Here is a 15,249-nt window from a genome sequence, read left to right on the forward strand (position 1 = left end):
CTCAGGGCAACACCGCCAATGGGAGAGCGGTTCCTGCACATGGGAGGATCGAGATGAAGACATTTCTTAAATCCTGCACGGCAATCGCCTTGGCCTGCAGCTTTTCCGGCCAGGCGGTGGCGCAGGTCAAGGAAATCGGCAAGGGCGAGGGGCAGGTCAACATCATCGCCTGGCCGGGCTACATCGAGCGTGGCGAGACCGACAAGAATTACGACTGGGTGACGGAGTTCGAAAAGGCGTCGGGCTGCAAGGTCAACGTCAAGACTGCAGCCACGTCTGACGAAATGGTCGCGCTGATGAACGAAGGCGGCTTCGACCTCGTCACCGCCTCGGGCGACGCCTCGCTCCGCCTCGTCGCCGGCAAGCGCGTCCAGCCGATCAATACCGATTTGGTCAAGAGCTGGTCGACCGTCGACGAGCGCCTCAAGGATGCGCCGTGGTTCACCGTCGACGGCCAGCATTACGGCGTGCCCTATCAGTGGGGGCCCAACGTGCTGATGTACAACACCAGCGTCTTCAAGGAAGCGCCGAAGAGCTGGAACGTCGTGTTCGAGCCGATGGACCTGCCCGATGGCAAGCCCAACAAAGGACGCGTCCAGGCCTATGACGGGGCGATCCACATCGCGGACGCTGCCAACTACCTGATGGCCCACAAGCCCGACCTCGGTATCAAGGACCCTTACGAGCTCAACGAGGACCAGTACAAGGCGGCCCTCGACCTGCTGCGCGTCCAGCGTACGCTTGTCGGCCGCTACTGGCACGACGCCATGATCCAGGTCGACGACTTCAAGAACGAAGGCGTCGTGGCTTCGGGATCGTGGCCATTCCAGGTCAACCTGCTCGGCTCAGAGAAACAGCCCGTCGGCTCGACGATCCCGGAGGAAGGCGCCACCGGCTGGGCCGACACGACGATGATGCATGTCGATGCCGCCAATCCGAACTGCGCCTATATGTGGCTCGAGCATTCGCTGAACCCCAAGCTGCAGGGCGATCTTGCTGCGTGGTTCGGATCTAACCCGGTCGTGCCGGCTGCTTGCAAGGGCAACGAACTGCTGACCGATGCGGGCTGCAAGGCCAACGGCTTCGAGGACTTCGCCAAGATAAAGTTCTGGCGGACCCCGGTGTCGAAATGCGCCAGCCAGAACGACCAATGCGTGCCCTATTATCGCTGGGTGTCGGACTATATCGGCGTAATCGGCGGCCGCTGAGGCCACCACGAAACGATGCCCCCTCGCCAGGCCGCGTTGCAGCCAACCCTCTCCCCACGGGGAGAGGGGGCGGAGGGCACCAACCGAGCTTAAACGACCGCCTGACGGCGGCAGACAAGCATCGGCGGCCGTGGGTCGGCCGGATGCGTTGCCATGGCCAGGCTCTTACCTGGGCGTACGTGGCCCAGACATCGGAAGCCAAAGACGATGACCCCAGCAGTCGCCTTTCAGAAAACCTCGCGCCATTTCGGCGCGGTGCGCGCGGTCGATGCCGTCGACCTCGAGATCAAGCCGGGTGAGTTCTTCGCCATGCTGGGTCCCTCGGGTTCGGGCAAGACCACCTGCCTCCGGCTGATCGCCGGCTTCGAGCAGCCGACATCGGGCAGCATCTCAATCTTCGGCGAACGTGCCGAGGGCGTGCCGCCTTACCGGCGCAACGTCAACACGGTGTTCCAGGACTACGCGCTGTTCCCGCATCTCAACGTCCTCGACAATGTCGCCTACGGCCTGATGGTCAAGGGCGTTGGCAAGGACGAGCGCCACCGCGCCGCCGAAGATGCGCTCAAGCTTGTGCAACTGCCGGGTTACGGCGGCCGCAAGCCGGGCCAGCTGTCCGGCGGCCAGAGGCAGCGTGTGGCGCTGGCCCGTGCGCTGGTCAACAAGCCCAAGGTGCTGCTGCTCGACGAGCCGCTCGGCGCCCTCGACCTCAAGCTGCGCGAGAGCATGCAGGAAGAACTCAAGCAATTGCAGAAGGCGCTGGGCATCACCTTCGTCTTCGTCACCCACGACCAGGGCGAAGCGCTGTCGATGGCCGACCGGGTCGCCGTGTTCAACGACGGCCGTATCATGCAGGTCGGTGCCCCGGAGGAAATCTACCAGCGCCCGGCCTCGCGCTTCGTCGCCGATTTCGTCGGTTCGTCCAACGTACTACCGCCCGATTTTGTCCAGCGTTATGCCGGCCAGCACCGCTGGGGCAGCCTCAGGCCGGAGCACATCCGTGTCCGCTCCGATACGTCTGGCGACGGCGTCGCCGCGCGTGTCGTTTCGCGTCATTATCTCGGCGCCGCCACCAAACTTTCGCTCGACGCCAACGGCTTGAGACTGCACGCGACGCTGCCGTCAGGTACTGCCGTGCCCGAGGACGGCGCCCATGTCATGCTGACCTTCAACCGCGACCAGCTCCACCTCATGGAGGAGCAGGCATGAGCGTCCAGGCTGTGTCAGGCACATCCAACGTGGCTGCGGCGATCCTGCCCCGGCGCGGCGGACTGGCCGGCTCGTTCTCCGACCTCTTGTGGCGCAAGCCGGGCTTGCTGCTGTTCCTGATGCTGGCGCCGCCGCTGCTCTGGCTCGGCGTCGTCTATATCGGCTCGCTGATCGCACTTCTGGCGCAGAGCTTCTTTTCGATCGACGAGTTCTCCGGGCTGATCAGCCGCGAGCTGACGCTGAGGACCTATGGCGACCTGTTGCAGGCGGCCAATCTCGACATCATCGTCCGGACGGTGACGATGGCCGCAGTGGTGACGCTGGCTTCAGCCATCGTCGCGTTCCCGATCGCCTACTACGCCGCGCGTTATGCCCGCGGCACCTGGAAGGCGCTGTTCTATCTCGGGGTCATGCTGCCCTTGTGGTCGAGCTACCTGGTCAAGATTTATGCCTGGAAGCTGATCCTCGCTAAAGAAGGCATCCTGACCTGGCTGTTTGCCAAACTGCATCTGTCGTGGCTGCTCGACAGCTGGCTGTCGCTGCCCGTCATTGGCGGAAACTCGCTGTCGGTATCGTTCACCGGCACCTTCATCGTCTTCGTCTATGTCTGGCTGCCATTCATGATCCTGCCGATCCAGGCAGCACTCGAGCGTGTGCCGGGCAATCTGGTCGAGGCCTCGTCAGACCTCGGCGCGTCACCAAGGCAGACGTTCCGCAACGTGCTGTTCCCGCTGGCGCTGCCCGGCATCGTTGCCGGCTCGATCTTCACATTCTCGCTGACGCTGGGCGACTACATCATCCCGCAGATCATCGGCACGTCCAGGCTTTTCATCGGTCAGGCGGTCTATGCCCAGCAGGGAACCGCCGGCAACATCCCGCTCGCCGCCGCCTTCACCGTGGTGCCCGTCGTCATTATGGGCTTCTACCTCTGGGGCGCCAAACGCATGGGAGCCTTCGATGCGCTCTGACCGCTCGCAATCTGCCCCGACCGGCCTCAAGATCGCAGCTGCCGCGGGCCTTGCCTTCCTGCACCTGCCCATCCTGCTGATCTTCGTCTACGCCTTCACCACCGAAGAAAAGAGCTACCAGTGGCCGCCGCCCGGCTTTACCACCCAGTGGTTCGCCGTGACGTGGGGACGTGCCGACGTCTGGCAGGCGCTGGGGCTTTCGGTGCAGGTCGCGGCGATCTCGACTGGTATTGCGCTGGTGCTTGGAACACTCTGCGCGGCGGCGGTCAGTCAGACCCGGTTCTTCGGCCGCGAGGCGATCTCGCTGCTCGTCATCCTGCCGATCGCGCTGCCCGGCATCATCACCGGCATCGCGCTGCGCTCGGCCTTCAGCCTGGCCGAAATCCCGTTTTCGTTCTGGACGATCGTGCTCGGCCACGCGACCTTCTGCGTCGTGGTCGTCTACAACAACGCGGTGGCGCGCTTCCGCCGCACCTCGGGCTCGCTCATCGAAGCGTCGATGGATCTCGGCGCCGACGGCTTCCAGACGTTCCGGCATGTGATCCTGCCCAACATAGGCACGGCACTTCTGGCCGGTGGCATGCTCGCCTTTGCGCTGTCCTTCGACGAGGTCATTGTCACCACCTTCACCGCCGGACAGCAGCAGACGCTGCCGATCTGGATGCTGGAGGAACTGGTGCGGCCACGCCAGCGCCCGGTCACCAATGTCGTCGCCATGGTCGTCGTGCTCGCGACCCTGCTGCCCATCCTTGCCGCCTATTACCTGACCCGCGAAGGCGACCAGATCGCCGGCGCCGGCAAATAAGACTCGAAAGGGAGAAATCATGGACACCCAGATGCTCATCGGCTCGAAATTCGAGCGGGGAACAGAGACCGAGGAAGCGATCCTCAACCCGCGCACCGGCGAGACGATTCTCAGCCTGCCGGAGGCCTCGCCGGCACAGATCGAGGTGGCGGTTGCGGCAGCGCAGATGGCGTTCGTGACGTGGTCGAAGACCACGCCGGCGCAGCGCTCGAGCTACTTGCTCAAGATCGCCGACCGCATTGAGGCCGAGGCGGAAGCCTTTGCCAGGCTCGAGGCACTCAACTGCGGCAAGCCGATCAACGCCGTGCTCAATGACGAGATTCCGGCTATCGTCGACTGCTATCGCTTCTTCGCCGGTGCGGTGCGCTCGATGCCGGGTCTGGTGGCGGGCGAGTATCTGCCTGGGCACACCTCGATGATCCGCCGCGACTCCGTCGGCATCGTCGCCTCTATCGCGCCGTGGAACTATCCGCTGATGATGATGGCTTGGAAGCTGGCACCGGCAATTGCCGGCGGCAACACTGTCGTCTTCAAGCCTTCGGAGCAGACGCCGCTGACGGCACTGAAGCTCGCCAGGATTCTCGCTGAGGTCCTGCCGGAAGGCGTGGTCAATGTCGTGCTCGGCCGCGGCGAGAGTGTCGGCAATGCGCTGATCAACCATGCGGCGGTCAGCATGATCTCGATTACCGGCGACGTCGCCACCGGCAAGAAGGTGTTGCAGGCGGCGGCCAAGTCGGTCAAACGCACGCATCTCGAACTCGGCGGCAAGGCGCCGGTCATCGTCTTCGACGATGCCGACATCGACGCCGTGGTCAGCGGCCTGCGCGCTTTCGGCTACTACAATGCCGGCCAGGACTGCACGGCGGCCTGCCGCATCTACGCCGGGAAAAAGGTCTACGACAAGCTCGTCGCCGACCTGTCGTCAGCAGTGTCTACCATCCGCTACGGCCAGGCCGACGACACCGAAAACGAGATCGGGCCGCTCATCTCCAGGCGCCAGCGCGACCGCGTTGCCTCCTTCGTCGAACGGGCCTCCGAGCTCAAGCACATCGAGATCACCACAGGCGGCAAGCCGGGCGAAGGCGGCGGCTTCTACTACCAGCCGACGGTCGTCGCCGGCGCGCTGCAGGAGGACGAGATCGTGCGCCGCGAGGTGTTCGGCCCGGTGGTTTCGGTAACGCGCTTCTCCGACGTCGACGAGGCGGTCAACTGGGCCAATGACAGCGACTACGGCCTGGCGTCATCGGTGTGGACCAAGGACATCTCGCGCGGCATGGCGACCGCGGCGCGGCTGCAATATGGCTGCACCTGGATCAACACGCACTTCATGCTGACCAACGAGATGCCGCATGGCGGCCTCAAGCAGTCCGGCTACGGCAAGGACATGTCAGTCTATGCGCTAGAGGACTACACCGCCGTACGCCATGTGATGATCGCGCATGGATGAGCGGCCGGAAGCGCGCGCAGCGCGAAAGCCATGATGCCTCCGGCAGCATGGCAGGCCGGCGAAGGTCGAACTTTGCCGTAAGCAGCGGGCACCTGGCCGGGTCGGCAGTCAGCTGAGGGGCCGCTCCGCGTTCGTAGATTGAAGCGCCGCCCCTCATACGTCTCGTGACACCTTCTCCTCGTGAACAGGAGAAGGAAAATAGGGAGGAAAAGACATGCATCGCCGTCAGTTTCTCGCATCTGCAGCCGCAGCGGCGGTCCTCGCCGCGACGCCTTCGATCGCGCTGGCGCAGGACACGCCGCAGGCCGTCGTCGAGGCCTATCTCGCCGCCTGGAACGCCCATGACTCGGCCAAGGCGGCCGAACATTTCGCCGACAACGTCGTCTACTACGACGCTTCGGTCGGCAAACCGGTCGAGGGCAAGGAGGCGGCCAAGATCGGCGTCATCGACAATTTCCTCAAAGCCGTTCCCGATGCCGTCTGGACGATGAAGGGCAAGCCCGTGATGCAGGACGACCGTGTGTCGTTCGAATGGGAGTTCTCCGGCACCAACACCGGCGACTGGGCCGACGGCACGAAAGCGACAGGCAAGAAGTTCGCTTTCACTGGCGCTTCGATGTTCTCGATCAAGGACGGCAAGATCGCCAGCCAGAGTGACTATTATGATGCGCTCGGCTTCTACAAGCAGCTTGGGCTGATGTAGCCGGTCAGGTGAAGCCGTACTGCGTCATCAGGGCCGTCATGCGCGCTGCTGCGAGGTCCGGCTTGTCGAGCACATTGGCCCGGTCGGCGAGGCGGAAGACGTCGGCGTAGTGCATCGCACCGCGCGCCGACTGCATGCCTGCGGGCATGGTGAAGTGGCTCTGGTGGCCGTTGAGCCAGGCGAGGAAGACGACGCCGGCCTTGTAGTACTGCGTCGGAGCTTCGAAGATTTTTCGCGACAACGGCACTGTCGGCTCGATGGTGCCGCGGAAGGTGGCGAGATCGCCCTTGGCCAAGGCTGCCAGCGCCTTGGATGCCTGGGGCGCTACCGCATCGAAGATGCCGAGCAGCGCGTGGCTGTGGCGCGTGCCGTCACCTTCTATCAGGGTGGCATAGTTGAAGTCATCGCCGGTGAAGCAGATCACGCCCTCGGGCAGACGCCGGCGCAGCTCGACCTCATAGGCCTGGTCAAGCAACGAGATCTTGATGCCTTCGACCTTGTCCTGGTGATCGGTGATGATGGACAGCACGGTCTGCAATGTGTCCTCGAAACGGTCGCCGCCCCAATAGCCTGTGAGTTCGGGATCGAACATGTCGCCCAACCAGTGGAGGACCACCTTGTCCTTGGCCTGGCCAAGGATGCGGCCATAGACCTTGCGGTAGTCGTCGGGGGATTTCGCGACATGGGCGAGCGCCCGGCTCGCCATCAGAACCGCGCGGCCGCCATGCTTCTCGATGAAGCCGAACTGTTCCTCGTAGGCCGAGATGACGTCGTCGAGTGATTTGGCATCCTGTTTGGGCAACTGATCGGTGCCCGCGCCGCAAGCGAGGTCGGCACCCGGCACCGTGCGCGCTTCGGCGAGTGAGCGGCTGATCAGCTCCTGCGCGCCCGCCCAATCCAGCCCCATGCCGCGCTGCGAGGTGTCCATCGCCTCGGCGATCCTGAAGCCGAGCGACCAGAGATGATGGCGGAAGGCCATGGTCGCATCCCAGTCGATTACAGGGCTGTTCCAGGGCAGCGTGTCGGCCCACGGGTCGGAGACGACATGCGCAGCCGCGTAGGCGATACGATTGAAAACGGGGGCGGCTTCAGGTCGTTCGATCGGTGTGCCGACAAGTGCGTAGGTCTCGATCGAGCGGTCCGTCCGCGGAAGCTTCACTGCCTTGGCCATGGGTTCCTCCCTGATCGGTTGCATCTGGTAATTTAGATCGTTCCAAATTTCAAGCCGGAATTGTGGGGTCTGGCGCAGGTGTGCCGGTCGATCGGGCGGTGCAACGATATGCTGGGATGGTTTCAGCGCAAAATAGCATTACAAATCGTTTGAAAGAGCAAATTGTGTACAATTCTGGCGTTCTGGTGGCCAAGGCCTTTGGGTTCGGCTGATGTGAAAACGATGGTATCGCCGTTCTTCCTTGCTTGACAGTTTGGAACGTTCCAATTATTGAACTCGGAAAAGGGAGCCGGAGACGCTCGCCAGGAGGATCGTTTTGAAGCAGCCGAAGGTGACAGTTGTCGATGTTGCGCATGCTGCCGGCGTGTCGAAGTCGACCGTGTCGCTCGTCCTTCAAGGCAGCTCGCTGGTCAATGAAACGACCCGCGCCAAGGTCGGCGCCGTCATCCGCGAGCTCGGCTACGTCTACAACCGCAGCGCCGCCAATTTGCGCCAGTCGAAATCCAAGATCGTCGGCATCGTCGTCAACGACCTGACCAACAGTTTTTTTGCCGAACTGGCGGTGGGCATGGACATGGTGGTGCAGTCGGCCGGCTACATCCAGTTCATGGCCAACTCGGCCGAGAATCCCGACCGCCAGGCCGAGGTGATCGCCTCGATGCGCGAGCATGGCATGGCCGGGCTGATCCTGTCGCCGGCGCGCGGGACGACATCAGCCGATCTCCGGCCGCTGGTCGACAGCGGCATTCCTGTCGTGCTGGTGGCGCGCAACGTGCCGGGGCTCAAGGTCTCCTCCGTGGTGTCGGACGGACATGCCGGGGCTGCGGCTGCCGTGCGCCATCTGATCGAGCTCGGTCATCGGCGCATCGCCTTCCTCGGCGGCTTCAACGACACGGCCGTATTCGACGAACGCATGCGCGGTTTTCGCGACGCTCTGGTGGAGGCGGGGCTCGATGCCTCGGACGAGCTGGTGATCAGTTCGGCGCCGTCGCGTGCAGGCGGTGTGGCGGCGGTCGAGCGGCTGTTGTCTATGGCCGACCGGCCGACGGCGGCGCTCTGCTTCAATGATGCGGTAGCCTTCGGCGCCTGCGACGGGCTGCGCAGCGCCCGCATCGAACCGGGCGTCGATTTCGGCGTCATCGGCTTCGACGACGTGATCGAGGCAAAAACGGCGGTGCCGGCGCTGACCACTGTTTCGGTCGATCCGCAAGGCATGGGCCGGCGGGCAGCACAGTTGCTGCTCAAGCAGATCAATGCCGGCGATTTCGATGCCGAGGCGCTGGTGGCGACGGTGCGGCTGGTGGTGCGCGAGAGCTGCGGTGCGCCGCAACGGGTTAGGGAGCTTACGGCATGACGCGCTGGGGTCTGATCGGGGCGAGCACCATCGCCAGGGAATGGGTCATCGGCGCGATCCGTGCGACCGGCGGCGAGGTCGTGTCTGTCATGAGCACCAATGCCGAGCGCGGCCGGGCCTATGCCGAGGCGAACGGCATCGCGAAATCTGTGACGTCGCTCGAGGACATCGTCGGCGATGCCGCTGTCGACGCAGTCTACATTTCGACCACCAACGAGCTGCACCTGGACCAAGCGCTTGCGGCGGCCGCAGCCGGCAAGCATGTGCTGTGCGAGAAGCCGCTGGCGCTGACGCTCGACGACGCTCAGGCGATGGTCAAGGCGGCGCGGCAAGCGGGTGTCGTGATGGGCACCAACCATCATTTGCGCAATGCCGCGAGTCATCGGGCAATGCGCGATGCAATCGCTGCCGGCCGCATCGGCAAGCCGATGGCGGCAAGGGTGTTTCACGCGGTCTACCTGCCGCCGCATCTGCAGGGCTGGCGGCTCGACAAGCCGCAGGCCGGCGGCGGCGTGATCCTCGACATCACGGTGCATGACGCCGACACGCTGCGCTTCGTGCTCAATGACGATCCGGTCGAGGCCGTCGCCTTCAGCCAGGCGGGCGGCATGGGGCAGGCCGGGCTGGAGGACGCCGTGATGGGCGTGCTGCGCTTCAAGTCGGGCGTGATCGCTCAGTTCCACGATGCCTTCACCACCAAGTTCGCCGAGACCGGTTTCGAGGTGCATGGCACCGAGGGGTCGCTGATCGCGCGCAATGTCATGACGCAGAAGCCTGTCGGCACGGTCGTCTTGCGCAATGCCGAGGGCGAACACGAGCTCGATCTCGAGCAGTGCAATCTCTACGAAGCGAGCCTGCAGGCGTTCCATGATGCTGTCACCGGCAAGGGCAGACCGTCCGCCACGGGTGAGGACGGCGTATGGTCGTTGGCGACGGGTCTTGCCGTGGTCAAGTCGGCGGCGACGGGCAAGGCAGTGGCCATCGAGGCGGGGCTCTGACATGAGCAAGCACATCACTCCCGCCCAGGCCGCTGCATTGATACCCGATGGAGCGGTGGTCTCGGTGTCATCGTCGAGCGGGCTTGGCTGCCCCGACCTGATGTTGAAGGCGATCGGCGAACGCTTCGAGACGGTGGGGCATCCGCGCGACCTGACCACGCTGCACCCCATCGCCGCCGGCGACATGAGCGGCATCAAGGGGGTCGACCATATCGCCAAGAAGGGCCTGCTGAAGACGATCATCGGCGGCTCCTATCCGTCGGGTCCATCGAGCGCCGAGCCGCCGCTGATCTGGCAGATGATCGGCAACGAGGAGGTGGCCGCCTACAATGTGCCATCGGGCATCATGTTCGACATGCACCGTGAGGCTGCGGCCAAACGGCCGGGCGTGATGACCAAGGTCGGGCTCGACACCTTCGTCGATCCGGAGCGGCAGGGCTGCGCCATGAATGCGCGCGCAGCGGCCGAGCCGCTGGTCAAGAAGGTCAGCTTCGAGGGCGAGGACTGGCTGTTCTTTCCAGCGATCAAGCCTGAGGTGGCGATCATCCGGGCGACGACATCAGACGAGCGTGGCAACCTGACCTACGAGCACGAGGGCGCCTATCTCGGCGGACTCGACCAGGCGCTCGCCGCCCGCAACAATGGCGGCATCGTCATCGCCCAGGTCAAGCGCATCACCAAGGACGGCTCGCTGCGCCCGCATGACGTACGCGTTCCCGGCATGCTGGTCGACTACATCGTCGTCGATCCCGAGCAGAAGCAGACGACGCAGACGCTCTACGATCCGGCGATCTCGGGCGAGATCATGCGCCCGCTCGACAGTTTCCGCGTGCCCGAGTTCAACATCCAGAAAGTGATCGCGCGCCGCGTGGCGCAGGAGCTGGAAGCGGGCAGCGCCGTCAATCTCGGCTTCGGCATCTCGGCCAACGTGCCGCGCATCCTGCTCGAAGAAGGCCTGCAAGGCGAGGTCACCTGGGTGATCGAGCAGGGTGCCGTCGGCGGCGTGCCGCTGCTCGATTTCGCCTTTGGCTGTGCGTCGAATGCCGACGCCTTCATGCCATCGCCCTACCAGTTCACCTACTTCCAGGGCGCGGGTTTCGACGCCTCGCTGCTGTCGTTCCTCGAGATCGACCGCAACGGCTCAGTCAACGTCTCCAAGCTCAGCTTCCGGCCACATGTGACGGCGGGTGCCGGCGGTTTCGTCGACATCACGGCGCGAGCCAGGAAGATCGTCTTCTCCGGCATGTTCAATGCCGGCGCCAAGCTCGACATCGAGGCTGGCAAGCTGGTGGTCGATAAGGAAGGCAAGCTCAAGAAGCTGGTCAACGAGGTCGAGCATGTCACCTTCTCGGGGCGCCGCGGCGTCGAACAGGGCCAGGACATCACCTATGTCACCGAACGCTGTGTGATGAAGCTCATGCCTCAAGGCATTGTGCTGACCGAGATCGCGCCGGGCGTCGAACTGCAGACGCATATTCTCGACCAGTCGGAATTCCCGCTGATCGTGTCGGACAAACTCAAGCAGATGGATGCCGCCCTGTTCGCCGAAGCGCCGATCGGGTTGAAGCTGCCGCGCAAGCCGGTGCGCAAGCTGGAGGGCATCCATGGCTGACCAGCGCATCAGGGTCGAGTTCGAGGGTCCTGTAGCGATCATCACGGCGGCCCGGCCGGACAAGCTCAACGCCTTCGACATAGACATGCTGAAGGCGCTGTCCCAGGCCTGCGACGAGGTCGAGGCCAATGCGGAAATCCGCGTCGCCATTCTCACCGGCGAGGGCAAGGCGTTCTCGGCCGGTGGCGACATCAAGGCCTGGGGCGGCATGACACCCAACGAGTTCGGCCATGCCTGGGTGCGTTTCGGCCACCGCGTGTTCGAACGGCTGGCGACGGTGCGTGTGCCGCTGATCGCCGCCATCAACGGCCATGCGTTGGGCGGCGGGCTGGAGCTGGCGATAGCTGCCGACATCCGCATCGCCGAACGTCACGTCAAGATCGGCCTGCCGGAGACAGGGCTCGGCATGGTTCCAGGCTGGTCGGGCACGCAGCGTCTGGTGCGCCGCGCCGGGGCGCAGGTGGTGCGGCGCATGGCGCTGGGCGGCGAGGTGTTTTCCGCCGACGAGGCAGCGGGGCTCGGGCTGGTCGACCATGTCGTCGAGACCGGTGGCGCCGTGGCTGCTGCGCGCGACTATGCAGCCAGGATCGCGGCCCGTGGCTCGGCGGCAATCGAGGTCGCAAAACTGATGATCGCGACAGCGAATGGCGAAGACAATGGCACCGCCGTCGAGGCACTGGGCTCTATCCTCGTCGCCAAGACCGGCGACCTCCAGGAGGGGCTTGCAGCCTTCAGCGAGAAACGTGCCGCCAAGTTTGCAGGAGAATGGTGATGACGGTCCTGATGCGCCCCAAGCCGCTCGACGGCTTCACGGTCCGCGAGTTCAAGATGCTGATCGACGGCAAATGGACCGCTGGCGCCGAAGGCAAGACCATCGAGCGGACCAGCCCCGGCCATGGCGCCGTGGTCAGCCGCTATCAGGCCGCGACCGTGGTCGATGCAAACAGGGCGATTGCCTCGGCACGCAAGGCGTTCGACGACGGCCACTGGCCGCGCATGACCGGTGCCGAGCGCTCGCGCATCCTGCTGCGAGCGGCCGACATCATCGACGCGCGTGCCGATGAACTCGCCTTCCTCGACTGCATCGAGTCAGGCAAGCCGATCTCCCAGGCCAAGGCCGAACTTGGCGGTGCCGCCGACATCTGGCGCTATGCGGCAGCACTTGCGCGGGACCTGCATGGCGAGAGCTACAACACGCTGGGCGACGGCACGCTGGGCGTGGTGCTGCGCGAGGCGATCGGCGTCGTGTCGATAATCACGCCGTGGAATTTCCCGTTCCTGATCGTCAGCCAGAAGTTGCCTTTTGCGCTGGCCGCCGGCTGCACGGCAGTGGTCAAGCCGTCGGAGTTGACGTCAGGCTCGACGCTGGTCCTCGGCGAGATTCTGGAGGCGGCAGGGGTTCCCCAGGGCGTGGTCAACATCATCGTCGGAACCGGGCCGGAGGCTGGCGCGCCGCTGACCAGTCACCCCGACATCGACATGGTGTCGTTCACCGGCTCGACCGGTATCGGCAAGCTGACCATGGCCAACGCCGCGCAAACGTTGAAGAAAGTGTCACTGGAGCTCGGCGGCAAGAACCCGCAGATCGTCTTCCCTGATGCCAATCTCGATGACTTCGTCGATGCGGCCGTCTTCGGCGCCTATTTCAACGCCGGCGAGTGCTGCAATGCCGGCTCGCGCCTGATCGTGCATCGCGACATCGCCGACGAGGTGACCAGCCGCGTTGCCGCTCTGTCGGCCAAGGTCAAGGTCGGCGATCCGCTCGACCCGTCGACGCAGGTTGGTGCTATCATCACGCCGCAGCATCTTGCGAAGATCGTTGGTTACGTGAAAGGTGCGAGCGAGAACGGTGCGAGGGTTGCTGTCGGCGGGTCTGCCGCCGATCTCGGCCTCGGCCAGTTCATGGAGCCGACGATCCTGTCGTCGGTCGCCCCCGACATGGCGGTGGCGAAAGAGGAGGTGTTCGGACCGGTGCTTTCGGTGCTTGCCTTCGAGACCACTGACGAGGCGATCCGTATCGCCAATTCGATCGACTATGGTCTGTCGGCAGGCGTCTGGAGCCGCGACTTCGACACCTGCCTGACAGTCGGCCGCAGAGTCCGTGCCGGTACCGTCTGGATGAATACCTTCATGGACGGCGCCTCGGAGCTGCCCTTCGGTGGCTACCGCCAATCGGGCATCGGCCGCGAGCTCGGCCGCCATGCGGTCGAGGACTACACCGAGACCAAGACGCTCAACATGCATATCGGACCGCGCACCGGCCATTGGATGCCGAAGGAGGCGCGCGGCTGAACGGAGGAATTCCCAGAGGCGGGGCCGAAGGGATTTTATGACACGCAATGACGCGTGAGGAACTTGCAACCCGGGAGGAACTGGAATGCGTAAGTTTTTGATGAGTACGGCAGCCGTGGCGGCACTGTTTGCCGCGCCTATGCCGATGGCACAGGCCGAGGAAAGCGTCGAAGTTCTGCACTGGTGGACGTCAGGTGGCGAGGCAGCCGCACTCGACGTGCTGAAGAAGAACCTGGAAGGCCAGGGCGTGACCTGGAAAGACATGCCGGTTGCCGGCGGCGGTGGCGAAGCGGCGATGACCGCGCTGCGCGCCCGGGTCACCGCAGGCGATCCGCCCACCGCCGTGCAGGCGCTTGGCTTCGACATCACCGACTGGGCCAACCAGGGCGTCGTCGGCGATCTCGGCGAAGTGGCCGACAAGGAAGGCTGGGACAAGGTCGTTCCGGCCGCACTGCAGAACTTCGCCAAGCATGACGGCAAGTGGATTGCAGCACCTGTCAACGTGCACTCGACCAACTGGGTCTGGATCTCCAAAAAGGCGCTCGACGCTGCCGGCGGCAAGGCGCCCGAGACCTGGGACGAGTTGGTCGCGGTGCTCGACAAGATGCAGGCCAACGGTATCACCCCGCTCGGCCATGGCGGCCAGGCCTGGCAGGATGCGACCATCTTCGACGCCGTCGTGCTGTCGCTCGGCACCGACTTCTACAAGTCGTCGATGATCGATCTCGATCCGGCCGCACTCGGCGGCGACAAGATGGTCGAAGCCTTCGACCGCATGGCCAAGCTCAAGACCTATGTCGACAAGGACTTCTCTGGCCGCGACTGGAACCTTGCCTCGGCGATGGTCATCGAGGGCAAGGCGGGCATGCAGATGATGGGTGACTGGGCCAAGGGCGAGTTCCTCAAGGCCGGCCAGAAGCCGGGCACCGACTTCGTCTGCATCCGCTTCCCCGGGACGCAGGGCGCCGTGACCTTCAACTCCGACATGTTCATGATGTTCAAGGTCGGTGACGACAAGAAGAAGGCCCAGATGCAGATGGCCGCCGACATTGAGGATCCGGCGTTCCAGTCTTCGTTCAACGTGGTCAAGGGCTCGGTGCCGGCGCGTACCGACGTGCCGGATACTGCCTTTGACGATTGCGGCAAGAAGGGCATCAAGGATCTGGCGGAAGCCAGCACCGGTGGCAAGCTGTTCGGTTCGATGGCCCATGGCTATGCCGCGCCAGCTGCTGTGAAGAACGCGCTCTACGACGTCGTTACCCGTCACTTCAACGGTGAGCTCGATTCCAAGGCCGCCGCCAAGGCGCTGGCCGAAGCGGTTGCCGCTGCCAAGGGGTGAGACGGCGGTTTGCACAGCAAATCCACCGTGCCGGTGGCGCGATGGAAGGCGGCGATCGCCGGGGAGCTGCGTAGCAGCGGGGCCCCGGCAGGCCCTTCACCGAACTTCGTGCCCCGGCTTCGGCCGGGGCACATCCTGACCTGACA

Annotated in this window: 13 protein-coding genes; 12 read left to right on the forward strand and 1 reads right to left on the reverse strand. The window is 64.3% G+C overall.

Annotated features, from left to right (window positions below; genetic code table 11):
* The first annotated feature begins 53 nt into the window (after window positions 1–53).
* From SLT36_RS09200 to SLT36_RS09225, 6 genes are all read left to right on the forward strand, one after another.
* Window positions 54–1,208 (forward strand): ABC transporter substrate-binding protein, encoded by a 1,155-nt coding sequence (locus SLT36_RS09200; protein WP_432286987.1) that lies wholly within the window; start codon window positions 54–56, stop codon window positions 1,206–1,208.
* Window positions 1,209–1,415: 207 nt separating this feature from the next.
* Window positions 1,416–2,414, forward strand: coding sequence for an ABC transporter ATP-binding protein (locus SLT36_RS09205; RefSeq protein WP_432286989.1), 999 nt, complete (start codon window positions 1,416–1,418; stop codon window positions 2,412–2,414).
* Window positions 2,411–3,382 carry an ABC transporter permease gene (locus SLT36_RS09210; protein WP_432286991.1) on the forward strand — a complete coding sequence of 324 codons (972 nt, stop codon included), beginning with the start codon at window positions 2,411–2,413 and terminating at the stop codon, window positions 3,380–3,382. The genes SLT36_RS09205 and SLT36_RS09210 overlap by 4 nt, the downstream gene beginning before the upstream one ends.
* Complete coding sequence (locus SLT36_RS09215; RefSeq protein ID WP_182575398.1) at window positions 3,372–4,187, forward strand: ABC transporter permease; 816 nt, start codon at window positions 3,372–3,374, stop codon at window positions 4,185–4,187. Before SLT36_RS09210 ends, SLT36_RS09215 begins: the two co-directional genes overlap by 11 nt.
* A gap of 19 nt (window positions 4,188–4,206) precedes the next feature.
* Window positions 4,207–5,634: a gamma-aminobutyraldehyde dehydrogenase gene (locus SLT36_RS09220; RefSeq protein WP_432286993.1), complete on the forward strand. Its 1,428-nt coding sequence runs from the start codon at window positions 4,207–4,209 to the stop codon at window positions 5,632–5,634.
* A 214-nt stretch (window positions 5,635–5,848) separates the two neighbouring features.
* The gene (locus SLT36_RS09225; protein ID WP_432286995.1) at window positions 5,849–6,337 is read left to right on the forward strand and encodes an ester cyclase; all 489 of its coding nucleotides are present in this window, start codon (window positions 5,849–5,851) and stop codon (window positions 6,335–6,337) included.
* Window positions 6,338–6,341: 4 nt separating this feature from the next.
* On the opposite strand, the gene SLT36_RS09230 is transcribed toward SLT36_RS09225, so the two are convergent.
* Window positions 6,342–7,508: a dihydrodipicolinate synthase family protein gene (locus SLT36_RS09230; RefSeq protein WP_432286996.1), complete on the reverse strand. Its 1,167-nt coding sequence runs from the start codon at window positions 7,506–7,508 to the stop codon at window positions 6,342–6,344.
* Window positions 7,509–7,824: 316 nt separating this feature from the next.
* On the opposite strand from SLT36_RS09230, the gene SLT36_RS09235 reads away from it, so the two are divergent.
* From SLT36_RS09235 to SLT36_RS09260, 6 genes are all read left to right on the forward strand, one after another.
* Complete coding sequence (locus SLT36_RS09235) at window positions 7,825–8,862, forward strand: LacI family DNA-binding transcriptional regulator (RefSeq protein WP_432286998.1); 1,038 nt, start codon at window positions 7,825–7,827, stop codon at window positions 8,860–8,862.
* On the forward strand, window positions 8,859–9,860 hold the full coding sequence (locus SLT36_RS09240) for a Gfo/Idh/MocA family protein (protein ID WP_432287000.1): 1,002 nt from the start codon (window positions 8,859–8,861) through the stop codon (window positions 9,858–9,860). Before SLT36_RS09235 ends, SLT36_RS09240 begins: the two co-directional genes overlap by 4 nt.
* Before the next feature lies 1 nt (window position 9,861).
* Window positions 9,862–11,472: an acyl CoA:acetate/3-ketoacid CoA transferase gene (locus SLT36_RS09245; protein ID WP_432287001.1), complete on the forward strand. Its 1,611-nt coding sequence runs from the start codon at window positions 9,862–9,864 to the stop codon at window positions 11,470–11,472.
* Complete coding sequence (locus SLT36_RS09250) at window positions 11,465–12,244, forward strand: enoyl-CoA hydratase/isomerase family protein (RefSeq protein ID WP_432287003.1); 780 nt, start codon at window positions 11,465–11,467, stop codon at window positions 12,242–12,244. Before SLT36_RS09245 ends, SLT36_RS09250 begins: the two co-directional genes overlap by 8 nt.
* Window positions 12,244–13,764: an aldehyde dehydrogenase family protein gene (locus SLT36_RS09255; RefSeq protein WP_432287004.1), complete on the forward strand. Its 1,521-nt coding sequence runs from the start codon at window positions 12,244–12,246 to the stop codon at window positions 13,762–13,764. The genes SLT36_RS09250 and SLT36_RS09255 overlap by 1 nt, the downstream gene beginning before the upstream one ends.
* Window positions 13,765–13,849: 85 nt before the next feature.
* On the forward strand, window positions 13,850–15,103 hold the full coding sequence (locus SLT36_RS09260) for an ABC transporter substrate-binding protein (RefSeq protein ID WP_432287006.1): 1,254 nt from the start codon (window positions 13,850–13,852) through the stop codon (window positions 15,101–15,103).
* Window positions 15,104–15,249 lie beyond the last annotated feature (146 nt).

Source organism: Aminobacter sp. BA135 (genome assembly GCF_050859125.1).
GTDB lineage: Bacteria > Pseudomonadota > Alphaproteobacteria > Rhizobiales > Rhizobiaceae > Aminobacter > Aminobacter ciceronei.

Coding starts and splice junctions, on each gene's coding strand:
- SLT36_RS09200 (WP_432286987.1), top strand. CDS start 54: ATGAAGACATTTCTTAAATCCTGCACGGCAATCGCCTTGGCCTGCAGC.
- SLT36_RS09205 (WP_432286989.1), top strand. CDS start 1,416: ATGACCCCAGCAGTCGCCTTTCAGAAAACCTCGCGCCATTTCGGCGCG.
- SLT36_RS09210 (WP_432286991.1), top strand. CDS start 2,411: ATGAGCGTCCAGGCTGTGTCAGGCACATCCAACGTGGCTGCGGCGATC.
- SLT36_RS09215 (WP_182575398.1), top strand. CDS start 3,372: ATGCGCTCTGACCGCTCGCAATCTGCCCCGACCGGCCTCAAGATCGCA.
- SLT36_RS09220 (WP_432286993.1), top strand. CDS start 4,207: ATGGACACCCAGATGCTCATCGGCTCGAAATTCGAGCGGGGAACAGAG.
- SLT36_RS09225 (WP_432286995.1), top strand. CDS start 5,849: ATGCATCGCCGTCAGTTTCTCGCATCTGCAGCCGCAGCGGCGGTCCTC.
- SLT36_RS09230 (WP_432286996.1), bottom strand. CDS start 7,508: ATGGCCAAGGCAGTGAAGCTTCCGCGGACGGACCGCTCGATCGAGACC.
- SLT36_RS09240 (WP_432287000.1), top strand. CDS start 8,859: ATGACGCGCTGGGGTCTGATCGGGGCGAGCACCATCGCCAGGGAATGG.
- SLT36_RS09245 (WP_432287001.1), top strand. CDS start 9,862: ATGAGCAAGCACATCACTCCCGCCCAGGCCGCTGCATTGATACCCGAT.
- SLT36_RS09250 (WP_432287003.1), top strand. CDS start 11,465: ATGGCTGACCAGCGCATCAGGGTCGAGTTCGAGGGTCCTGTAGCGATC.
- SLT36_RS09255 (WP_432287004.1), top strand. CDS start 12,244: ATGACGGTCCTGATGCGCCCCAAGCCGCTCGACGGCTTCACGGTCCGC.
- SLT36_RS09260 (WP_432287006.1), top strand. CDS start 13,850: ATGCGTAAGTTTTTGATGAGTACGGCAGCCGTGGCGGCACTGTTTGCC.